At 51.0% G+C, this 19988-nt stretch carries 24 protein-coding genes; 9 read left to right on the top strand and 15 right to left on the bottom strand.

Going from position 1 to position 19988, the window contains the following annotated elements; all coding sequences use genetic code 11:
- Positions 1-80: 80 nt before the first annotated feature.
- The 13 genes from L4174_RS07010 to flgB all read right to left on the bottom strand — a co-directional run bounded on the left by L4174_RS07010 (position 81) and on the right by flgB (position 10641).
- Entirely contained in the window at positions 81-434 is a 354-nt protein-coding gene (locus tag L4174_RS07010) for a DUF805 domain-containing protein (RefSeq protein ID WP_248139825.1), read from the bottom strand.
- A gap of 282 nt (positions 435-716) precedes the next feature.
- Positions 717-1751 carry a flagellin gene (locus tag L4174_RS07005; protein WP_248139824.1) on the bottom strand — a complete coding sequence of 345 codons (1035 nt, stop codon included), beginning with the start codon at positions 1749-1751 and terminating at the stop codon, positions 717-719.
- Between the two features lie 15 nt (positions 1752-1766).
- On the bottom strand, positions 1767-2666 hold the full coding sequence (gene flgL / locus L4174_RS07000; RefSeq protein WP_248139823.1) for a flagellar hook-associated protein FlgL: 900 nt from the start codon (positions 2664-2666) through the stop codon (positions 1767-1769).
- Positions 2667-2676: 10 nt separating this feature from the next.
- The gene (gene flgK, locus L4174_RS06995; RefSeq protein WP_248139822.1) at positions 2677-4050 is read right to left on the bottom strand and encodes a flagellar hook-associated protein FlgK; all 1374 of its coding nucleotides are present in this window, start codon (positions 4048-4050) and stop codon (positions 2677-2679) included.
- Positions 4050-4571, bottom strand: a complete 522-nt coding sequence (locus L4174_RS06990) for a rod-binding protein (protein WP_248139821.1) — start codon at positions 4569-4571, stop codon at positions 4050-4052. The genes flgK and L4174_RS06990 overlap by 1 nt, the downstream gene beginning before the upstream one ends.
- Before the next feature lie 21 nt (positions 4572-4592).
- Positions 4593-5714, bottom strand: a complete 1122-nt coding sequence (locus L4174_RS06985; protein ID WP_248139820.1) for a flagellar basal body P-ring protein FlgI — start codon at positions 5712-5714, stop codon at positions 4593-4595.
- Positions 5714-6376: a flagellar basal body L-ring protein FlgH gene (flgH, locus tag L4174_RS06980; protein ID WP_248139819.1), complete on the bottom strand. Its 663-nt coding sequence runs from the start codon at positions 6374-6376 to the stop codon at positions 5714-5716. The genes L4174_RS06985 and flgH overlap by 1 nt, the downstream gene beginning before the upstream one ends.
- A gap of 23 nt (positions 6377-6399) precedes the next feature.
- Entirely contained in the window at positions 6400-7185 is a 786-nt protein-coding gene (gene flgG / locus L4174_RS06975) for a flagellar basal-body rod protein FlgG (RefSeq protein WP_248139818.1), read from the bottom strand.
- A gap of 17 nt (positions 7186-7202) precedes the next feature.
- Complete coding sequence (flgF, locus tag L4174_RS06970; protein ID WP_248139817.1) at positions 7203-7934, bottom strand: flagellar basal-body rod protein FlgF; 732 nt, start codon at positions 7932-7934, stop codon at positions 7203-7205.
- Between the two features lie 10 nt (positions 7935-7944).
- Entirely contained in the window at positions 7945-9132 is a 1188-nt protein-coding gene (flgE, locus tag L4174_RS06965) for a flagellar hook protein FlgE (RefSeq protein WP_248139816.1), read from the bottom strand.
- A 26-nt stretch (positions 9133-9158) separates the two neighbouring features.
- A complete protein-coding gene (flgD, locus tag L4174_RS06960) occupies positions 9159-9842 on the bottom strand; it encodes a flagellar hook assembly protein FlgD (RefSeq protein ID WP_248139815.1) in 684 nt (227 codons plus the stop codon).
- A complete protein-coding gene (gene flgC, locus L4174_RS06955; protein WP_248139814.1) occupies positions 9839-10276 on the bottom strand; it encodes a flagellar basal body rod protein FlgC in 438 nt (145 codons plus the stop codon). The genes flgD and flgC overlap by 4 nt, the downstream gene beginning before the upstream one ends.
- 5 nt (positions 10277-10281) lie before the next feature.
- On the bottom strand, positions 10282-10641 hold the full coding sequence (gene flgB / locus L4174_RS06950) for a flagellar basal body rod protein FlgB (protein WP_248139813.1): 360 nt from the start codon (positions 10639-10641) through the stop codon (positions 10282-10284).
- 75 nt (positions 10642-10716) lie between these two features.
- Between flgB and flgA the strand changes: the two genes are divergently transcribed.
- From flgA to L4174_RS06915, 7 genes are all read left to right on the top strand, one after another.
- Positions 10717-11529, top strand: a complete 813-nt coding sequence (gene flgA, locus L4174_RS06945) for a flagellar basal body P-ring formation chaperone FlgA (protein WP_248139812.1) — start codon at positions 10717-10719, stop codon at positions 11527-11529.
- A gap of 91 nt (positions 11530-11620) precedes the next feature.
- Entirely contained in the window at positions 11621-11902 is a 282-nt protein-coding gene (gene flgM / locus L4174_RS06940; protein ID WP_248139811.1) for a flagellar biosynthesis anti-sigma factor FlgM, read from the top strand.
- 7 nt (positions 11903-11909) lie between these two features.
- Positions 11910-12341: a flagellar protein FlgN gene (gene flgN, locus L4174_RS06935; protein ID WP_248139810.1), complete on the top strand. Its 432-nt coding sequence runs from the start codon at positions 11910-11912 to the stop codon at positions 12339-12341.
- A 1-nt stretch (position 12342) separates the two neighbouring features.
- A complete protein-coding gene (locus L4174_RS06930) occupies positions 12343-13116 on the top strand; it encodes a lytic transglycosylase domain-containing protein (protein WP_248139809.1) in 774 nt (257 codons plus the stop codon).
- A gap of 172 nt (positions 13117-13288) precedes the next feature.
- Complete coding sequence (locus tag L4174_RS06925) at positions 13289-14485, top strand: amino acid ABC transporter substrate-binding protein (protein WP_248139808.1); 1197 nt, start codon at positions 13289-13291, stop codon at positions 14483-14485.
- Between the two features lie 226 nt (positions 14486-14711).
- Positions 14712-15371, top strand: coding sequence for a Bax inhibitor-1/YccA family protein (locus L4174_RS06920; RefSeq protein WP_248139807.1), 660 nt, complete (start codon positions 14712-14714; stop codon positions 15369-15371).
- Between the two features lie 128 nt (positions 15372-15499).
- On the top strand, positions 15500-15829 hold the full coding sequence (locus tag L4174_RS06915; protein ID WP_248139806.1) for a TusE/DsrC/DsvC family sulfur relay protein: 330 nt from the start codon (positions 15500-15502) through the stop codon (positions 15827-15829).
- Positions 15830-15868: 39 nt separating this feature from the next.
- Here the strand turns inward: L4174_RS06915 and yccX are convergent, their stop codons facing one another.
- On the bottom strand, positions 15869-16141 hold the full coding sequence (gene yccX / locus L4174_RS06910) for an acylphosphatase (RefSeq protein WP_248139805.1): 273 nt from the start codon (positions 16139-16141) through the stop codon (positions 15869-15871).
- An 87-nt stretch (positions 16142-16228) separates the two neighbouring features.
- On the opposite strand from yccX, the gene L4174_RS06905 reads away from it, so the two are divergent.
- Positions 16229-17629 (top strand): methyl-accepting chemotaxis protein, encoded by a 1401-nt coding sequence (locus tag L4174_RS06905; RefSeq protein ID WP_248139804.1) that lies wholly within the window; start codon positions 16229-16231, stop codon positions 17627-17629.
- Positions 17630-17762: 133 nt separating this feature from the next.
- A complete protein-coding gene (locus L4174_RS06900; protein WP_248139803.1) occupies positions 17763-18953 on the top strand; it encodes a class I SAM-dependent methyltransferase in 1191 nt (396 codons plus the stop codon).
- Positions 18954-19114: 161 nt separating this feature from the next.
- Here L4174_RS06900 and cyoE read toward each other — a convergent pair whose 3' ends face one another.
- Complete coding sequence (gene cyoE, locus L4174_RS06895) at positions 19115-19978, bottom strand: heme o synthase (RefSeq protein ID WP_248139802.1); 864 nt, start codon at positions 19976-19978, stop codon at positions 19115-19117.
- Positions 19979-19988 lie beyond the last annotated feature (10 nt).

Genomic DNA, 19988 nt, shown 5'->3' with positions numbered 1-19988 from the left:
TTTCCTTCATGGTGCGGTCAATATAAAACAGTTGCCCGCCTCAGCAGCATCACAACCGTTTTATTTCAAAGAGATTCAACTCAGGCAGTGATACCTTTCGGGTTCGGTCCGAAATCATTTTTACCTGGTGTACTGTCTACAACCATGAAATATAGACCAGCGATGGTGCCAATCACAGGAACAAGTGTAAACAGAATCCACCAGCCGCTACGATTGCTGTCATGTAAGCGACGAATGGTCACGGCTAAAGACGGCGGGAATATAATGAGTGAATAAAACACGAAAAGTACATCAGCCGTCTCAGTCAGGACACCAATCACGGCCAGCACAATATTCACGACTATATTTGTCAGCCAGAACATCCAATATTCTTCGCGGCGTGCTCTGCCGGAAAAATTCACGTAATTTTTAATTACATTCATATAATTTGTCATACCAACTAACCTTTATGATTGATTCAATTTACAATCGTGAGTTTTTTGAACTGAGCCGATGAATGTGCAATCAAACACCGTACACACTGTGTTATAGGCGACACGTCTTCAGCTTTATTAACCTTTTCTGAATTAGAATCTGGGCAGGCAGAAAAGACGCCATTCAGACCTCACAAGAACAGGCTGATTCAAGTGGGAGGTAGAGATAAAAAAACGGCCTGCATTGCAGACCGTTTTGAACCGGAAGTTTTATTTCCGCTTCCGGGTGTTTCAGCAACACCGCTACTTCAGCAGCGCGACGACCGTATGACGATGGACATTCGCCTGAGCGGTTACCACCTGATAGGTTGCGGCAAACGAACGGTTGCTCCGGATCGTTTGAAGCTTCTCGTCAATATGATCTGTACTTTGAACCGCCATCGCTTTGCCGACTTTGCTGTCGACATCCGCCTGGAAGTTTCTGAGCTGATCCAACCCTTTTTGTACCTGTTGCAACCCCTGATTGACCTGACGCATGGTGTGACGGATTTGTTCCCCGTCAGCCAGCTTCAGCGCCATATTTTCAATGCCCTGCGGTTCAGGTTGCAGTTTAATCCGGTTGGGTTGCCCGGCCGGGTAACGATGCCCCTGGCCGCTGATGGTTACATGGTTGCCAATCGCCTGAAAATCGGAATGACGTGCAGAAAAAATCACCTCGCCTTTATCGGTCGCGGCTGCACGTAAACCCAGAGGGATCACTGCTTTGTCGATCATCTGTGACAACTGACGATCAGTCTTCGTCGCATCCATCGTCAGCAAGGCGGTGCCTCGGTCCGGAATGCTCAGTTGCAGCTGCTCGCTTTGCTGGCGCTGACGCACCAGGTTCAGTCCGTTTACCGTAAAGCTTTGCGTCGGTTCACCCTTCGACTGAAATTCAAGCTGCGTATTCAGAACACGATCACCGTCAAAGCGGCTGCCATTCAGCGTCTGATTGACATTGTTCTGATGACGCTGGAGCTGATCGATACGTCCCTGCGTGACAGCCGTTGAGCTGCCCAGCATCTGCGTCAGGATTTTTTTCATTCCTTGCAGATCACGGCCGACACTCACCAGGCCCTGATAAGCAATTTGCCCGCGTGTTAGCTGCTGCTGTCCCTGAGAAAAAAGTTCGCTGGCTGTCGCGTACCCATTCTGGACCACAGCCGGACGCGCCGCAGGCTGATATTCCTGTATCGCGGAAACAGTTCCACCGGCCGGAGCCGGTGGTGCAATCGTTGCTTTGTCATTTTTCAGCAGAGATACCGACTGTTGCCGGATCTCTGCAGTAGAGTTCACCATAGTGTTCTCTCTTCCTTATAAGCGATCGAATAATGACAGATCGTTAATTTTGGTAAAGCTGGCCTGAGTCGCCTGCAGCGCAGACAAATAATTGCTCAGTCGCACAGAGGCTTCCGCGTAATCCAGATTTTTCAGATCACCTTCAACCTTGTCGACGAACAACTTGTTATCCGCATGGCCATCGGACATCAGATCCAGGTTGTTATGACGACCACCCATGTCGGTCATTGCGCCCAGCACATTGCCATAGGTGTCATCGATCGCAGCCAGAGTCGCATCCACTTCCGTGCGGAAGTTTGCAGTCGGTGCCTGGAACTCAGCGATCAGATCATCAATCTTCTGGAAAACCGTCGCACCACCGCCTAAATTCAGCAGCTCCTGAGCGGTCACGTTTGATTCCATAGTCACGCCTTTCGCAACAGTCACCAGACGTTTGTCAGTGTTGCCGTTCAGCGTATAACCCGCACCGGTATCGGTCAGCGCCTGGGTACTGGTCAGGGTACCTGAGAACAGGTAAATCCCTTCTTCATCCTGTGCATTAAAGGTGGCAATCATGCCATCTTTCAGGCTTTCCATCTCAGAGATAATGCCTTGGCGATCTGCGGTTGTCATGGTGCCGTTTGCACCCCATAGCACAAGATCACGTAAACTCCTCAAACTTTCACTGGAGGTGCTTAAATACGCTTCCTGGCTTGACAGCGTGGTCTTCACGTTGGCGATGTTGTCCTGATACTGAATCAGGGCACTGCCTTCGCGGTTCAGGTTCAGCATTTTGATGGAATCGATCGGGTCATCCGACAGTTTGGTCAGACGGTCGCCGGTCGACATTTGCTGCATCACTTCGCCCAGACCAACGTTATTTTTGTTCAGGCTGGCGAGCATCATCTGGCTGAATTGAGTATCACTGATACGCATGAGTCATTCCTTAAAACATTGCGAGCACGGTATCGAACAGATTGTTCGCAGTACTGATCACCTTCATATTCGCCTGATAGGCGTTTGCGAAGACCATCAGGTTTGCAGCTTCTTCATCACTGTTCACTGAACTCAGGTTTTCTTTCACGGCAATAGCCTGTGAATTCAGGCTATCTGCTGCCTTGGCGTCTGAAGACACCTGACGGGCTTTAATCGCGGTATCGCCAACCATTGAAGTAAAGGCATCGCTGATAGAAGTATTGCCGTAACCTGTCACCGCAAAAGTCTGGTTACTCAGGCCGATCAGCGAGGTCAGTACATCACTGTTACCCGGTGTACCATCGGAAGACAGTGCCAACTCATCTGGCTGCAGCGTTGTAATTTTCAGGCTCGAAGACGGGCTGGTCGGATCGTAGGCAAACAGTGGCTGACCCGCGTTACCGTTCAGGTCCTGACCCGTGGCCAGCGTATTGTTGAATGCATCTGCAATCGCAACCGCCATGTCATCCAGTGATTCGCGGAATGGCAGCAGTGTATCCACCTGATAGTCGCTGATCGCACCCAGTTCACCGCCAATATCACCGTTAATCGGGAAACGCTGACCGATAAAGTCAATTTCCATATCCGCCAGATACGGGTCTGTTGCGTCTGGAACGGCTTTCAGTTGCGAAGCCTGATCACCAATCACCAGCGGCTGACCGGATGCCAGCGTCACCTGCATGCTGCCATCCGGCTGCATATTGGTTTTAATCGACATCATTTCAGACAACTGACCAATCAGCGCATCGCGCTCATCCAGCAAGTGCGACGGGTTACCACTGGTCGCACTCATCTCGACGATACGTTTGTTCACATCTGCGATATTCACCAGCAGGCTGTTGCTCAGTTCAACGGCCGCAGTACGCTGATCGCTCAGGTCTTTATGCTGTGAATAATAGGACTCAGACAGCGTGTTAAAACGGCGTGTCAGCGCATCCGCTTCACTGATAATCTGCTGACGCAAAGGTGCAGACTCTGGCTTGACCGAAGCATCATTCAGCGCTGCATACAGGTTGTCTAAACCCATTGAGATATTGAAGCTGTCGGCACCCATAATGCTTTCCAGCTGTGACATATTGCTGAGATAGCGAGAGTTATATGATGCCTGACTCTGAGTTGCCCAGGTTTGTTTCACAACAAATTCGTCAGACACGCGGCGAATACCGGTGACTTCCACCCCACGGCCAGCCGAGTTCGCCATTGGCGAACCCGGGCCGACCGCAGCATACATAGCCTGCTGACGGCTGTATCCCGGTGTGTTTACATTGGCAACGTTCTGCGCGGTAACGTCAAGTCCAGCACGGTTTGCATTCAAACCGGATAACGCAATATTGATAATACTCATTAAGATCCGCGCTCCATTTTCTTCGCATCAATCTTAGAAATTAGCGGCTGCTGAAATGCCATGCTGCTGATCGCAGAAGGGGATTTGCCAGCCTTCAACTGCTCTTGATTTATGGCGACCTGGCTTTGGTTGGCGTTAAACTTGCCCGTTGGCATCAAAGAAGCGTTATTGGCTGCAATTTGATCCCGGTTCAGTTTTGTATCCATTGCCTCTTTGGGTCCAAGCTGTTTGACCAGCATGTCTGCAATTCCGGCACTCTGACGTTTCGCCATTTCCATCGCCATCTGGCCGTCATAAAAGTCACGGAATACGCCCTGCTCCTTACTGGAGAAAGGGCTGTCTTCCGCAGCCAGTACATCGCTGCTGCTCCGCATCTGGCGAAGAACCATCTGCAGGAACATCGCTTCAAACTGTCCGGCAACTTCATGCAAAGCCTGCTTTTTGTCAGCCTGATACTTCAGGCTGTTCACTGCACTGTTATCGTGATAAAGCATGGCATTTGCCTGACCATCAATTTTCATTGTGTCTCCTTCCCCGTCAGGTTAAATGACCACCAGCTCAGCATTCAGCGCGCCGGCTTCATGCAGTGCCTGCAGAATGGACATCAGATCATCCGGTGTTGCGCCCAGGCTGTTCACCGCATCGACAATCGTGCTCAGCTCAGTGCCTTCCGGCCAGATATACATCGGCGCTTCGTCCTGATTAATATCCACCAGTGAGTTATTCACCACTTTGGTTTCACCGTCGGCGAACGCATTCGGCTGACTGACCGCCTGCATTTCCCGGATGGTGACCGTCAGACTACCGTGGCTCACAGCAGCCGCACTGACGGTGACATTTTTGCCCACCACCACAGTACCGGTGCGGGAGTTAAATACCACACGCGCCGGACGGCGGCCTTCTTCAACCACCAGCTCTTCCAGCATCGACATAAAAGTAACGCGCTGCTGTGTATCCATTGGTGCCTGCACTTCAACCTTGGCTTTGTTGATGGCCGTTGCGACACCCGGACCAAATGTGCCGTTGACGGCACGAGCAATGTTCTTGGCCGTAGTAAAACTTGGCGTACGAAGGTTCAGGGTGATATTCGGCTTCTTGTTGAAGTCGGTCGGGATTTCACGTTCCAGCGTCGCACCATTCGGGATACGGCCAGTCGTCGGGGTATTGATGGTGACTTTCGAACCGCTCAGGCCCTCAGCACTCGCACCACCGACAATCACGTTACCCTGCGCCACCGCGTAGACTTCGCCATCAACACCACGCAGTGGCGTCAGCAGCAGCGTACCGCCACGCAGACTTTTCGCATCACCCAGCGACGACACAACAATATTCAGTTCCTGACCTTTACCTGCCATCGGATCGACAAACGCCGTCACACTGACGGAGGCAACGTTTTTCAGTTTCGGGTCTGTCCCTTCACTGATCTGAACGCCAAACTGACGCAGCATGTTCGTCACAGACTGGCTGGTGAATTTCACCTGGTTCCGGTCACCCGTACCATCGAGACCAACCACCAGACCGTAACCGACCAGCTGGTTGCCGCGAATGCCCTGCACATCGACCAGATCCATGATCGGCATGGCCGGCGACGCTTTGGCAGACACTGAATGTGCGCCCCACAGAGCCACGGCCACGAACAGTAAAATGATTTTGAAAGATTTCATCAGAACGGCATCCATGGACTGTTGAAGAATTGAGTGAGCCAGCCTGACGCGTTGCTGTCCGCCAGTGCGCCACTTCCGGAATAAGTAATGCGCGCATCACCAATCCGCAGTGAAGACACCTGGTTATTCCGGTTAATATCATCCACGCGGACAATCCCGGTCAGACGGATGAACTCGTCACCCTGATTCAGACGCAGCCATTTTTCACCGCGAATCCGTAGCACACCGTTCGGCAGCACTTCATTCACCGTCACGGTAATCGCACCCGTGAGCTTATTGCCCTGTGAGCTTTGTGCGGAACCGTCGAAAGCCCGGCTTGCATCAATGCTTGCACCAAGGTTTGTCGCGGTAAAGTTGCCGATCACAGGTGCCGTGATGCCCACTTCCGAATCTTTTGAATATTTGGTGTCTGCTTTCTTGCTCGACTGCGTCTCTTCATCCAGCATGATCGTCAGAATGTCACCAACCCGGTAAGCACGACGGTCCTGAAACAACGTCATCATGTAGTTGTTCCGGTACAGGCTGCCGTCAGTCGCTTGCGGCAGAGAGTAATCCAGTACCGGTGGCGCGAAAGCTTCATCATCTGGTTTCGGTGTTGTGAATTCAGGGCGCAATGTGCACCCTGTCAGTAACACCATGAGAAATGGAGTCAGCCACTTCATAGGATTTCCTTTCGGTGTAAGCATTAGATGGACTGTGCGACGAACTTCAGCATGTCATCAGCCGCAGATACGACCTTGGCGTTCATTTCATAAGCACGTTGCGTTGTGATCATATCGACCATTTCTTCCACAACCTGTACGTTTGAACCTTCCAGAGCACCCTGCTTAATGGTGCCTGCGCCATCCAGACCCGGAACCAGTTCATCTGGCTGGCCGCTGGCTTCTGTCTGGCGATACAGGTTTCCGCCCAGTGCTTCCAGACCGGCCGGGTTCACAAACTGCGCCAGCGTGATCTGACCCAGTTCCTGTGGGGTCGCATCACCGGCAACCTGCGCTGAAACCGTACCATCCACAGCAATGCTGATTCGGGTGGCCGTGTCCGGGATTTCGATTTGCGGAACCAGAGGCAGACCCTGAGTGTTCACAATCAGACCTTCAGAGTTCACGTGGAACTGACCGTTCCGGCTGTACATCACCTCACCGTCAGAGTTTTCAATCTGGAAGAAACCGCCGCCCAGAATGGCCATATCCAGCTCCTGGCTGGTATTTGAGGTGTTCCCCTGTGTGAAGACTTTCTGAGTACCGACAACGCGGACACCACTACCCAGCTGAACACCGGTCGGCAGTTCATTGACCTGATCAACCGGCGCACCTGGCTGACGCTGAATGGTGTAGAACAAATCTTCAAACACCACGCGGTCGCGTTTGAAGCCAACTGTATTTACGTTTGCCAGGTTGTTCGAAATGGCGGTCATCTTGGTGTCTTGTGCCGCCATACCTGTTTTACTGACCCATAATGCAGAGTGCATGCGAGTTCTCCTTATTCTTAGCCGTTGCGCAGCAGGCGGTTACCAGCCTGAGCGAGTTTTTCTGCGGTTTTCATCATCCGCACCTGCATTTCAAAATTACGTGTCAGTGACATCACACTGACCAGCTCATCAATCGCGGAAACGTTACTGCCTTCCAGATGTTCCGGTGCCAGTCGCACTGTGGCATCTGCTGCGAAGTTGTTTCCGTCACGCGCCTGAAGGAGGCCGTTATTAATTTTCTGAACGGTATTGATTTCCGGTTTCACCAGCTTGATCTGACCGACGGCCAGTTCCGCACCGCCACCTGGCGGGATCACGGAAACCATACCCGTTTCGCTGACTTCAATGCTCTGGTACTCAGGCACGACAATCGGGTTACCCTCAGCCATCACCGGGAAGCCATTGATGGTCAGGTTGCCTTCCTGATCCAGTTTCATGTTACCGGCGCGGGTATACGCTTCTGTTCCGTCCGGAAGCTGCACCGTCATGAAACCATCGCCATTGATTGCGATATCCAATTTACGGCCGGTTTTCACCATGTCGCCTGCATCAAAACGCGTGGAAGCCGAGTTGGTGACCACCATGGTGCTGCCGTCAAAGCCATGCCCTTTCACGGCATAGCTTCTTGCTCTTTCCATGTCAGCACGGAAACCTGTGGTGTCAGCATTCGACAAGTTGTTCGAGCGCACTTGCTGTGCGCTCAGAACCCGGCTGGCGCCACTGGTTGCTGTGTATAACAAACTATCCATGACCTAACCCTTAAATCGCGTTGAACAGCGCCTGAGTCAGCTGCTCAGTGGTCGAGATCGTTTTGGCATTCGCCTGATAGTTACGCTGAGCTGTCATCAGGTTCACCAGCTCACTGGTCAGATCCACGTTCGAACCTTCCAGCGCGCCAGGTGTCAGGCTGCCCAGAATACCGCTGCCAGGCTGGCCCGTGATTGGCGCACCAGAAGCGAAGCTTTGCTGCCAGCCGGTGTTGCTCACTTTCACCAGTGCCTGTGGGTTTGCGAAATCAGCCAGCATCACCTGACCTTGCAGCAGAGACTGACCATTGGTGTAAGTCGCATAAACCATGCCGTTGTCTTCAACACGAACACCCGTCAGTTCACCGGAAGAGTAACCATTCGGGTTGTTGGTGCTGGTTCCGAAATCGGCACCGAACTGCGTGGTACCCTGCAGGTCGATATCAACACTCATCGGGTCAGCACCCGCCGGGTTGAATGCAACGTTATAAGGCGCTGCCGGAGTCGCCATCGTACCGTCAGTATTGAATGTCACGGCCTGTGCTGCGCCTGGTGCGGCACCATCAACAGAAACGTGAATATCCCAGGCGTTTGCACCGGTCTTGACGAAGTACTGCGTCATGGTGTGCGGGTTACCCAGCGAGTCATAGACCTTTGTGGTGTAAGACGAGTTGTAGGTGTCGTGGTCAGCCATGTTGAATGGCGCAACTGCAGGAACATTGACGCGAGAGTCAAAGTTCGCAACAAAGTCGATGCGGTCCGTTGCCTGTGCAGCCAGTGAAGCCGTCTTGATTTGCAGATCGCCAGTCGCACCGGATTGCAGGTTGTTGTTGGCATCAACGGTGTAACCCTGCAGCTTCATGCCGGTGTTGCTGGTGATGTAGTTGTCTTTGTCGGTATTGAACACACCAGAGCGGGTGTAAACCACCTGACCTGAAGTATCTGTGGTCACAAAGAAACCGTTACCACCGATGGCCAGATCCAGAGAGCGGCCGGTACCGGACACAGAACCGTTTTTATCAAAGTTCTGGGAGATAGCAGCAACTTCCACACCACCGGCCTGAAGGCCGTTATAAACTGATGCGAACTCGGTACGGGACTGCTTAAAACCCGTGGTTGAAACGTTCGCAATGTTGTTACTGATGGTGTTCAGTTGTGTGTTGGTGGCACCCAGGCCACTCAGCGCGATATCAAAACTCATGTTATCCTCGTTATCCTGTATGAAAATCAGCTGCCGAACTGGCTAATCTGGTAGAAAGGAATACTGCCGACACCAGCAACGTTCACCAGGGCGGAGCCCCCGTTACTTGGCACGCGGACCTGTTCAACTTTGCCGGCCAGCAGCATGTTTGGCTGAGCCTGCCCTTTTTGCACTTCAACAGAAACGGTGTAGTCGCCTTTCGGTAACCCAAGCTTTTCTGCATCAATGGTAAAATCAACATCACCGGCACCATGCGCACCCAGCGGGACTTTCGTCTTACGACCATAAGCATCTTCCAGCACCAGGTTGACCTGGTTCGATGCATGCTCCAGTTCGATTTTTCCGCTCTGGACACTGTCTTCAGACAAAGTCATCTCGTTGGTTGCGACATACACGGTCTGACCGACCAGACCGGCCGTTGCCAGCACTTGCATGTTGTCCATCAGGACCATGCTGTTTTGCATCATCTTGGACATGTTCTCGGTACTCTGTACCTGTGAGAACTGTGCCAGCTGACCAACGTATTCCGTGCCGTCCAGCGGGTTCAGCGGATCCTGGTTCTGGATCTGCGCAACCATCAGCGTCAAAAATTCATTTTGCAGTGCATCGGCACTGTTCGCGCTGGCCGGGTTGGACTGAATGCCGCCGTTTGAACCCGTTGTTGTGGTTGGTGAATCACCGTTCAGCGCGGTGTATTGTGCGAGACTCATCGGCTACCTTCCCCCAGTCGCAGCAGACCCTGCTGCATACTTTTCACATTCGCCAGCACTTCGACATTGGTCTCGTAGCTGCGCGTCGCCGACATCATGTCTGCCATTTCTGCAACGACATCAATGCCCGGATAGAAGACGTAACCTTCATCGTTTGCCAGCGGGTTATTCGGCTCGAAACGTTTGTCGACTTTGCCTTCACTTTTCACAACATCCACAATGCGGACTTCCGCATTCGGATACACATCTTTGTCCGCAGACAACTGTGTCTGGCTGTAAACCGTGGCAAAAACAGGTTTCAGTGCCTTGTAAGCATCATTCGGATTGCTGGCGACTGCATCGGCGTTCGCCAGGTTACTGGCCACCGTGTTCAGACGGACGGTTTGTGCCGTCATTGCAGAACCAGCGATTGAGTAGATGTCCGTAAAAGCCATAGTGATTAACGACCCTCAATTGCTTTAGCCAGCCCGCTGAACTTCATATTCATGAAAGTCAGGCTGGTTTGAAAATCCATGTTGTTCTGGGCAAACTTGGCTTGCTCGACGCCCAGCTCAACAGTGTTACCGGTTTTACTGTTCTGGTATGGCACCCGGTATTTCGCGCTCACAGCCATTTCCGGTGGTGGTGTATCCACACGTGAGCTTGTGTTTTGCATCACGGTTTCAAACGCCAGGTCTCTGGCGAGATACCCAGGGGTATCGACATTTGCTAAGTTGCTTGCCAATACTTTGCTGCGCTGTACCCTGAAGTTAAGCGCATCAGGATGAACACCCAGCGCATTTTCAAAACTGATCGCCATTGTTGTTCCTTAAATTCGGTCACACTTACGCAGAATTCACGCAGTACCTATAAACAAGAAACATGCCAAATTTTTATGTCTTATTTTTCAATTAGTTACAAAGAGGAAGGGAAGCGGAACTTCCGCTTTTCAGCAAGCAAGCGGAAATCGGGAAGCAGTATCCTGACCCGGAAAATGATGGTGTTCATCGCCAGTCTGATGCTGGCCCCGGGAGCGCTGGGCAGCGGCAAAGACAATCAGGATAAAACTGAGCTGGTCCGATGGGTGAAGACAAAAATCGAGCAGGAAATCGCCGGTTATGCAAACCGTCAGCGCTGGCCGGACTATAAAGCCGATATTGATATCAATGTGCCGTCAGCCGTGACACATCTTCCGGCCTGTCCGATCCCACTCTATATCAGTGCCGCGGATCAGCAGAACCTGCCTGTCGGTTATTTACGGCGTCAGGTGGAATGTCAGTCTGGTGATCAGCCGTGGAAACTGAACATCACGGTGCAGGTCAGCCTGCGCCTGCCGGTGATTGTGGCGACCACGCATATTCGCCGGGTTACCAAACTGACAGCAGACATGCTCAAAACGCAAACCCTTACGCTCAGCCGTGCAGAGGCCTTTGCGACCCGTCCTGAAGAGGTACTCGGACAACGGACATTACGCAGATTCCGCAGCGGTCAGATCATCAGTCCGCTTCAGTTACAGCCCTTGTGGATGGTTGAAGAAGGCGAAAGTGTCATGATTATTGCAAGTAAAAATGGCATGGCCGCGAGCATGGCCGGTGAAGCGCTGCAAAATGGCGTTAAAGGTGAACAGATTTCTGTCCGCAATATCAGTTCTGGCAAGGTCATTCAGGCCATCGTTGTCGAACGCGGAAAAGTTGAAACTATTTTTTAATTTCCGGCGGAAGTGGTCGCCCTTCCCTATTAAGAAACATTTTTAACACTTTTTCTAAATTTAGCGGTAGTAAAGCGAGCAGGATCAGTTCATGAAAATTGACAAAGTATTTAATTCTCAAGTGGCGTCTTCAACACAGCGCCCATCCGGCCCGGCACAAGTAGAAACCGCAGGTAAAGCGAAAGGTCTTGAGCCGGTCATCAGCACCAGTAATCAGGTGATTGCCCAGGCACAGAAAGAGCTGGCTGAACTGCCAGAGATCGATATGGAAAAAGTTAGTGCAGTGAAAGCAGCACTGGCGAAAGGCGATCTGAAACTGGACATCGAAACTTTATCCAGCGCGATTCTTGAGTTCCATACCGGACACAAATGAGGTCGATATGAGTAAACAGCAGGTAGTGAAATCGCTGATTCAGGGCATCCGCCGAGATTTGCATGCTTATCAGCAGCTCGGACAACTGATGATCCGACAGCAAGCCAGTTATCTGCAATTTAATGGCGCAGCCCTGACTGAACTGGTCAGCCGGCAGGAGCCATTACTGTCCCAGTTGCAGCAGAGCGCAAAACAGCGCTCAGACATGCTGCTGTCGCTCGGCCTGCCGGGCGACAAACGCGGTATGGCAATTTTGCTGAAACGGCTGCCATCTCCGCTGAATATGAAGGTCCGCCAGAGCTGGCAACAACTGGAAACCCAAATCCAGTCCTGTCAGAAAACAAATCAGGTGAATGGCAATCTGTCGGCTTCGTACGGCGAAGTCCTCAGACAGCTCAAAGGTGAACCGGATTACGGGACAGCACTCATGCAAAATTAAGATGTACAAGACATCGAAAACCGGCCAAAGATTTCTGGCCGGTTTATGTTTATGGTTCACCCTGATTATCATTCCGGGCAAAGCTCTCGCCAGCCCGGCGGATACCCCTTTTTCTCTCAGCGCTGATGCCCTTCAGGTTCAGGTCGACCGTTTACTGCCCCATCGCAGAATCATTGAAAGCCACCTCCTGCGTCACCGTGACACCCTGATTGATATCGAAAAGGTACTCAGGCAGAAAGCGCTGCCAAAGAGTCTTGCGCTACTCCCGATGATTGAATCGACCTTCCGGGTCGATGCAATATCCCACGCCAATGCTGCAGGCCTGTGGCAACTTATTCCAGCGACAGCAAAGCGATTTGGCCTGCAGGTCGAATCCGGCAACGATGAACGATTTGACGTCACAAAAAGCACACAGGCTGCCACCTCTTATCTGGCTTTTCTGTATCAGAAATTTGATCAGAATCTGGCTCTCACTCTGGCAGCTTATAATGCCGGTGAAGGCCGCGTCGGCCGCGCCATCAAGCGAGCCGGCAGTCACCAGTTCACACAACTCACACTGCCGCAGGAAACCCGGGATTATGTCCACAAATTCCACGCTCTGCTGTCGGTGGTGGATCTGGATGCGCTCACCCGCCCGGCCGCAGACAATACTTCATTTTTATTGCTCGATGCCCGACGCCCTCCGACCGATCTGGAAACCCGTATCCTCACCGATCTGTTCGCAAAGCGTGAAGTCATTAATATGGCGCCGGTTCAGCCGCTGATCCCTTTGTAAACTATCATCACTTAATTTTCTGCAAATGGCAGAATTCAAAGCATTCTGAGCTTTATTGAGTCAATTCGCACATCTGTGAACGGTTCCTATACTGAAGATTGATATACTTGTTAATGCGCTGTTTGCAATGTCAGGCGTGCCGATTCAGACAGCATTATCAGAAGGACACGTTATGGCAAAGATGATTCAGACTTGTCTGGTGGGGACCTTGTGCCTGCTGCTTTTCACGGGATGTGACCGGGAGAGCGCTCAGGATAAAGCGTTAATCAAAGCACTCCAAAATAAAATCGACATGCTCGAACAACAATTGGATGCGCAACCCGCAGGATCAAATATGAGTCTGGATGCAGAACGGGCAGACGAACTTGAAAAGGAAGTGAATACGCTCAGAGAAAGGCTCAGCAAACAAATCAGCTTTTCTCCCACGCTGAAAAATATTCAGGAAAAGGGATATCTGGAATGTGGCGTGAGCACCGGTTTACCAGGGTTTTCCATGCCAAATCAAAAAGGCGAATGGCATGGATTAGATGTTGAATTTTGTCAGGCCCTCGCAGCAGCCACATTAGGCGATAAAAACAAAGTGAAGTTCATTCCGCTCAACGCACGCGAGCGTTTTAAAGCGCTGCAGAACGGTGACATTGATATTCTCTCCCGCAATACAACCTGGACACTCCAGCGCGACACTGCACTCGCCCTGAATTTCGCCGGTATTCTTTATTTTGACGGTCAGGGGTTCATGGTGAGGAAGTCATTAAACGCCAATACCGCAAAAGATTTATCCGGCGCCACCATCTGTGTCCAATCCGGGACGACGACTGAGCTGAATCTTGAAGATTACTTCAAGCTTAATCATCTGACATATACGCTGGTGCCGTTCGATACGGCCAAAGAAACAATTGATGGATTTGAAACAGGCCGCTGTGACGTACTGACTGCGGATCAGTCCGGGCTGTACGGCTTAAGACTGAATCTTAAAAAATCTGAAAATGCCGAGATCCTGCCTGACATCATCTCTAAGGAGCCCCTTGGTCCGGTTGTCCGTCAGGGCGATGATCAGTGGTTCAATATCGTGAAGTGGACGCTGAACGCCATGCTCAACGCTGAGGAAATGGGGATTAATTCTCAGAATATTGATGAAATGAAAAACAGTGATGTCCCGGCAGTCCGCCGTTTCTTAGGCTTAAATGGCACGCAGGGAAAAAGTCTGGGTCTCAATTCTGACTGGGCATATCAGATTATCAAACAGGTCGGCAACTATGGCGAGTGCTTTGAGCGTACCGTTGGCGTACATTCTCCGCTCCATATACAGCGGGCACAGAATAACCTCTGGACACAGGGCGGCCTGCATTACGCCCCGCCAATCCGTTGACACCTGAATGAAAACAGGTCAGCCCTGACGACGGTCAAACTTGTAACATACTGTTACATCTTTAACTTAGGGATTCACAAGACCTCCAGTATGATTAACCCAATTGTCTGAAAATGTTTTTTTCAATTTCGCTTTAAAATTTCAATCGGTTACTATTGAAATTCCATGAAATTGTCGCCATATAAGGCAGAGTAGATTTCAACACTAACCCTGAGGGGAAGATTATATGAACGATCGTATTGTCCGTAGCAATGGCTACGAAGGCGTACTGTCAACCAACAAGGTTTTGCGTAACACGTACTTCCTGCTGTCACTGACTTTACTGTGGTCAGCTGTCGTTGCTGGTGCTGCCATGGTAATGAACCTGCCGCACCCTGGCTTTATCATTACACTGGTTGGCTTTTATGGCCTGCTGTTCCTGACTGAGAAAAACCGTAACAATGGTCTGGGTCTGGTATTTACCTTCGCGCTGACCGGCTTCATGGGTTATACCCTGGGTCCGATTCTGAACATGTATGTCAGTGCCGGTCTGGGTGACATGATTGTTCTGGCGCTCGGCGGTACCGCAGTCACCTTCATGGCCTGTTCTGCATATGCGCTGACGACGAAGCGTGACCTGTCTTTCCTGGGCGGCATGCTGCTGGCTGGTTTCATTGCGATTGTTGTGGCAATGATTGCAAACATCTTCCTGAAACTGCCAATGCTGTCGCTGGCAATCAGTGCAATGTTTGTTCTGTTCTCTTCTGCGGCGATTCTGCTGACAACTCAGTCAATCGTTCGTGGTGGTGAGACCAACTACATCTCAGCGACTGTGACGCTGTATGTATCAATTTACAACCTGTTCGTCAGCCTGCTGCAAATTCTGGGCGTGATGAATGACGACTAATCTGGTCGGTCAGTGATGAATTGAACAAGCGCCTTTCGGGGCGCTTTTCTTTTATGGCTCACACGGAATGCTTGCACCCGCCGGGTCGAATCACTATCCTTGCCGGGTAAACAATCTCGGGAAGTACCATGCTTGAATTTGACGGTAAAGTCATCGATACCGATGCTCAGGGTTATTTGAAAAATGTCAGCGACTGGACACCGGCATTAGTGCCTGTCCTGGCGCAGGAAGAAGGCGTCGCATTAACGGATGCTCATTTGGAAGTTGTTCATTTTGTGCGTGAATTCTATCTTGAATTCAATACATCACCAGCCATTCGAATGCTGGTCAAAGCCATGGCCAAACAATATGGTGAAGAAAAAGGGAATTCAAAATATCTGTTCAAACTCTTCCCGAAAGGCCCTGCCAAGCAAGCCACAAAGTTAGCCGGATTGCCCAAACCAGCCAAGTGCCTGTGAGCAGGACTGGCATATCAGCCGGAGTCCCACGGGCTTCGGCTAAATAATTTCAAAACCGTCAACCGCCCGCCATTCCACCTCATCGCTGCTCAGACTGTCGACTCGGGATGCTCTCGGACCGATTTTCAGCCATTCGACCAGTCCTTCGACATGCTCTGCTTTACCGCACGCCAGCACTTCCACACTGCCGTCAGGTAAATTTTTTGCGTAACCGCTCACTCCCTTTTTCAAACCCTCATGCGCCGTATGAAAACGAAATCCCACTCCCTGAACTTGGCCGGTCACTCTGACCATGACACAAATCTGTGACATAAATCACCTCAAGATTAGTCTGTTTTATTAGATAAAAATATTAATATTCACTGACGCCACAACACTTCATTTATTCAGGAAGAAAACATGAAAGAAGTTGCATTTAGATGGATAGATAAATACCTCATCCACCTCAAACTCCAGGAAAAGTTCTATCTCCTCTTCCTGCTCCCTTTGTTTGGAATCATCACTGTCAGTGCAATTTTAGCTGATGCCGGAGAAAAGCAGCATGAAGCATTGATTTCACAGAAACTTCATTCGACAGCAAACCTGCTCGCTGAAATGAAAGTCTCTCAAATTGATGCACCAACTTTGTTGAATGGCACCCATATTACCTTAGGCCGTGGCGAGCAAGCCGTCTCAGTCCCGGGAATGAGCTACAGCCTGATATCCACGGATCAATCCAGCCTGTTTGATTACCTGTCCGGCTTTCAGATGACGATGGGCATTGCAGTGATCCTGCTGACACTTGCTGTGGTCTACTACGTCATGACCTTTATTGGCGGTGCAATGTTCACCACGCACAAAGCGCTGAATACACTGGCAGAAGGTGACCTCACGCAACGCCTGAACTTTTTCAAAGTCCGGGACGAGTTCAGTACCATTGCGCTCACAATTGATAAAGTTGCCGACCGCGAGCAGAAGCTGGTGCTGGCGACTCAGGAGGCAACTGCGCTGATGCAGCAAATCAGCAGTGAACTCCGCCAGCGCAGTATTCAAACCGAGCATCTTTCTGTGGAACAACAGGAACATTTAGACTCTCTGGCCAGCGCGACAGAAGAGATGGCTTCTTCAATTCGCGAAGTGGCCGCACACGCGCACCACACCTCAGAACAGACCCAGGAAGCGCAGGAGGTGACTGAACAAGGTCGTGCTCAGGTCAGTGATACCAAACAGGCGATAAATCAGCTCACCCGTGAAATTCACCAGGCTGCAGAAGCGGTGAATGAGCTGGACAGTAATGCTGCGAAAATTGATGCTGTTGTCACAACCATCAATGCAATTTCCGAGCAAACCAACCTGCTGGCCCTGAACGCTGCGATTGAAGCAGCCCGCGCCGGGGAACAAGGGCGCGGCTTTGCCGTTGTTGCAGATGAAGTCCGTACACTGGCTGGCCGTACCCAGACAGCAACGGTAGAAATTCAGCAGATGATCGAATCCTTGCAGAAAAACAGCCGGACGCTGATGACCGTCATGCAGAGTACAGTCTCGAATGCGGGCGAAAGCGAAACGCAGATGGATTCTGTTGATCAGCAGATCACGCAGATTGCCGACCGGAATCAGCATATTTCAGACCGCAGTACAGAAATCGCAGCGGCAGCTGAACAGCAAGGCACGGTTGCCGATGGCATCGCCAGCAGTGTTGAACAAGTCCGTGAACAATCCCGCCAGGTGAAAAATGTCATTGCCCAGACAGCCAGTGATATTGAACGTCTGAACCAGCAAGCCCAGCAACTTGAAATTCTGATGAACGGCGTGAAAGCCTGACCAGATACAGTGCCGCCCTCTCCTGCTTCAGAAAGAGGGCGGAATTCCTGCCTGCCAGACTGGCTTCCGGTTGATTTTCCTTCCTGCGAACAAGATAATACGCCCCCATTCTTTTACAGCTTCTGGTCCGAACATGACAGCTTCTATCTATCTGGTGAAAGGGCGTGAAAAATCACTGCGCCGTCGCCATCCCTGGGTTTTTTCTCGTGGTATTCAGCGTGTTGAAGGCACTCCGGGTTTAGGCGAAACCGTTGACGTCTATGATCACAAGGGCGAATGGCTTGCCCGTGGCGCCTATTCTCCCCAGTCGCAGATCCGTGTCCGTGTCTGGACTTTTGATCAAAACGATACCATTGATACCCAATTTTTCATGAAACGCCTTCAGGCGGCTCAGGGCCTGCGTGACATTCTTGCAGAGCGTGACGGCTTAACCGGCTATCGTCTGATTGCAGCAGAATCTGACGGTCTGCCGGGCATCACCATCGATCGCTATCAGGATTTTCTGGTCTGTCAGCTCCTGAGTGCCGGTGCTGAAGCACAAAAAGACAATCTGGTTGAAGCGCTGAAAACCTGCTATCCGGAATGCAGTATTTATGAGCGCTCTGATGTGTCCGTACGGAAAAAGGAAGGTCTGAAACAGCGTACCGGTGTCCTGCACGGCGAAGAGCCACCTGCAGTTGTAACCATTGAAGAAAACGGCATCAAAATCAATGTTGATATCGTTGGCGGCCACAAGACAGGTTTCTACCTGGATCAGCGTGACAGCCGTCAGGCAGCGATCAAGTACGTGAAAGGCAAACGTGTCCTGAACTGTTTCTGCTACACCGGCGGATTTGGCCTGTACGCCCTGAAAGGGGGTGCTGATCAGGTCATCAACGTGGATGTCTCACAACCGGCGCTGGATACAGCCCGTCAAAACGCAGAAATCAACGGCCTGCCGGTTGAAAACGCCGAGTTCGTGAATGCAGACGTATTCAAACTGCTGCGCGAATACCGGGAGCGAGGCGAGCAATTTGACGTGGTGATCATGGATCCGCCAAAGTTTGCGGAGTCGAAAGCACAACTGGTTGGCGCCTGCCGGGGCTATAAAGACATCAACATGCTGGCGATGCAGATTCTGAAACCGGGTGGCACACTGCTGACCTACTCGTGCTCTGGTCTGATGGACAGCAATCTGTTCCAGAAAATCATTGCGGATGCGGCGCTGGATGCAAAACGTGAAGTACAATTCATTGAACGATTCAGTCAGGCTGCGGATCACCCGCTGGATTCAGCCTATCCGGAAGGTTTCTATCTGAAAGGCTTCGCCTGTTACGTGAAATAACAGTTGATAGAAATGTAAATTACAGGCAAAAAAAATGGTTTTTCACTGACTCGATGGAGATAGTATCGAGTCAGGAAAAACCAAAACCGTAATAAAAGTAGCTAATTAAAGTTGTTAGCCAAGAGAGTGTTGAATCGGTACATGCAGTGATTCGTTTGCTGTCAAACGAACGGAATTAACTCCAGTCCCAGCACACAGCTGATGCCGGTCACTACAAACAGTGATGTCTTGAATACTGATTTTGACCACTGTACAAAGTTGTTCTCATTCAGAGAACGGAATGTGACGACGCACCACCACAGGCAGACACCCGACGTCACCAGTAAATATTCATAACCGCTGTAACCCAGTCCGAACATGGCCAGAGCAACAACTGTAAAAGCCACGACATAAGCCATCATATGACGACGGGCTTTATGAATGCCTTCCACAACCGGCAGAACCGGAATGCCGGCATTTTTATAGTCCTGCATGCGGAACATCGCAATCGCGTACGAGTGCGGCATTTGCCACAGGCAAAACATCGAAAACAGCAAAATAGCTTCCAGGCTGATGTAATTTGTGACAGCCAGATAACCCACTAATGGCGGTACCGCACCGGACACACTGCCCACTAACGTACCGTACACTGAGTTCCGCTTATACCACATGGTGTAAAAGAACACGTAAAACACGAATCCCAGTAGAACCACTACGGCAGACAACGGATTCGCCTGCTGATACAGCACTGCAGTACCAGACAGAAGCAGCACGATGGCGTATATAAACGCAGCATCTGCATTGATTTCCCCTTTCGCCAGTAAACGGCTCTGGGTGCGAGACATCTTCTGATCGATATCCCGGTCAAAAATATTGTTGATCACGCAACCGGAAGCAATCACAAACGCAACGCCCAGCAATGTGTAAATCAGGAGGGGCCCGTCGAGCCCCTCCGTTTTCGCAGCCAGAAAATATCCGGCCAACACAGAGATGAGGTTACCGATGATGATCCCAGGTTTGGTAATGGAAATATATCCTTTGATCATATCGTCATCC

Source organism: Photobacterium sp. CCB-ST2H9 (assembly GCF_023151555.2).
Taxonomy (GTDB): Bacteria; Pseudomonadota; Gammaproteobacteria; order Enterobacterales; family Vibrionaceae; genus Photobacterium.
The sequence above is the reverse complement of the archived record's forward strand: the minus strand, read 5'-3'. Positions and strand labels throughout refer to the sequence as shown.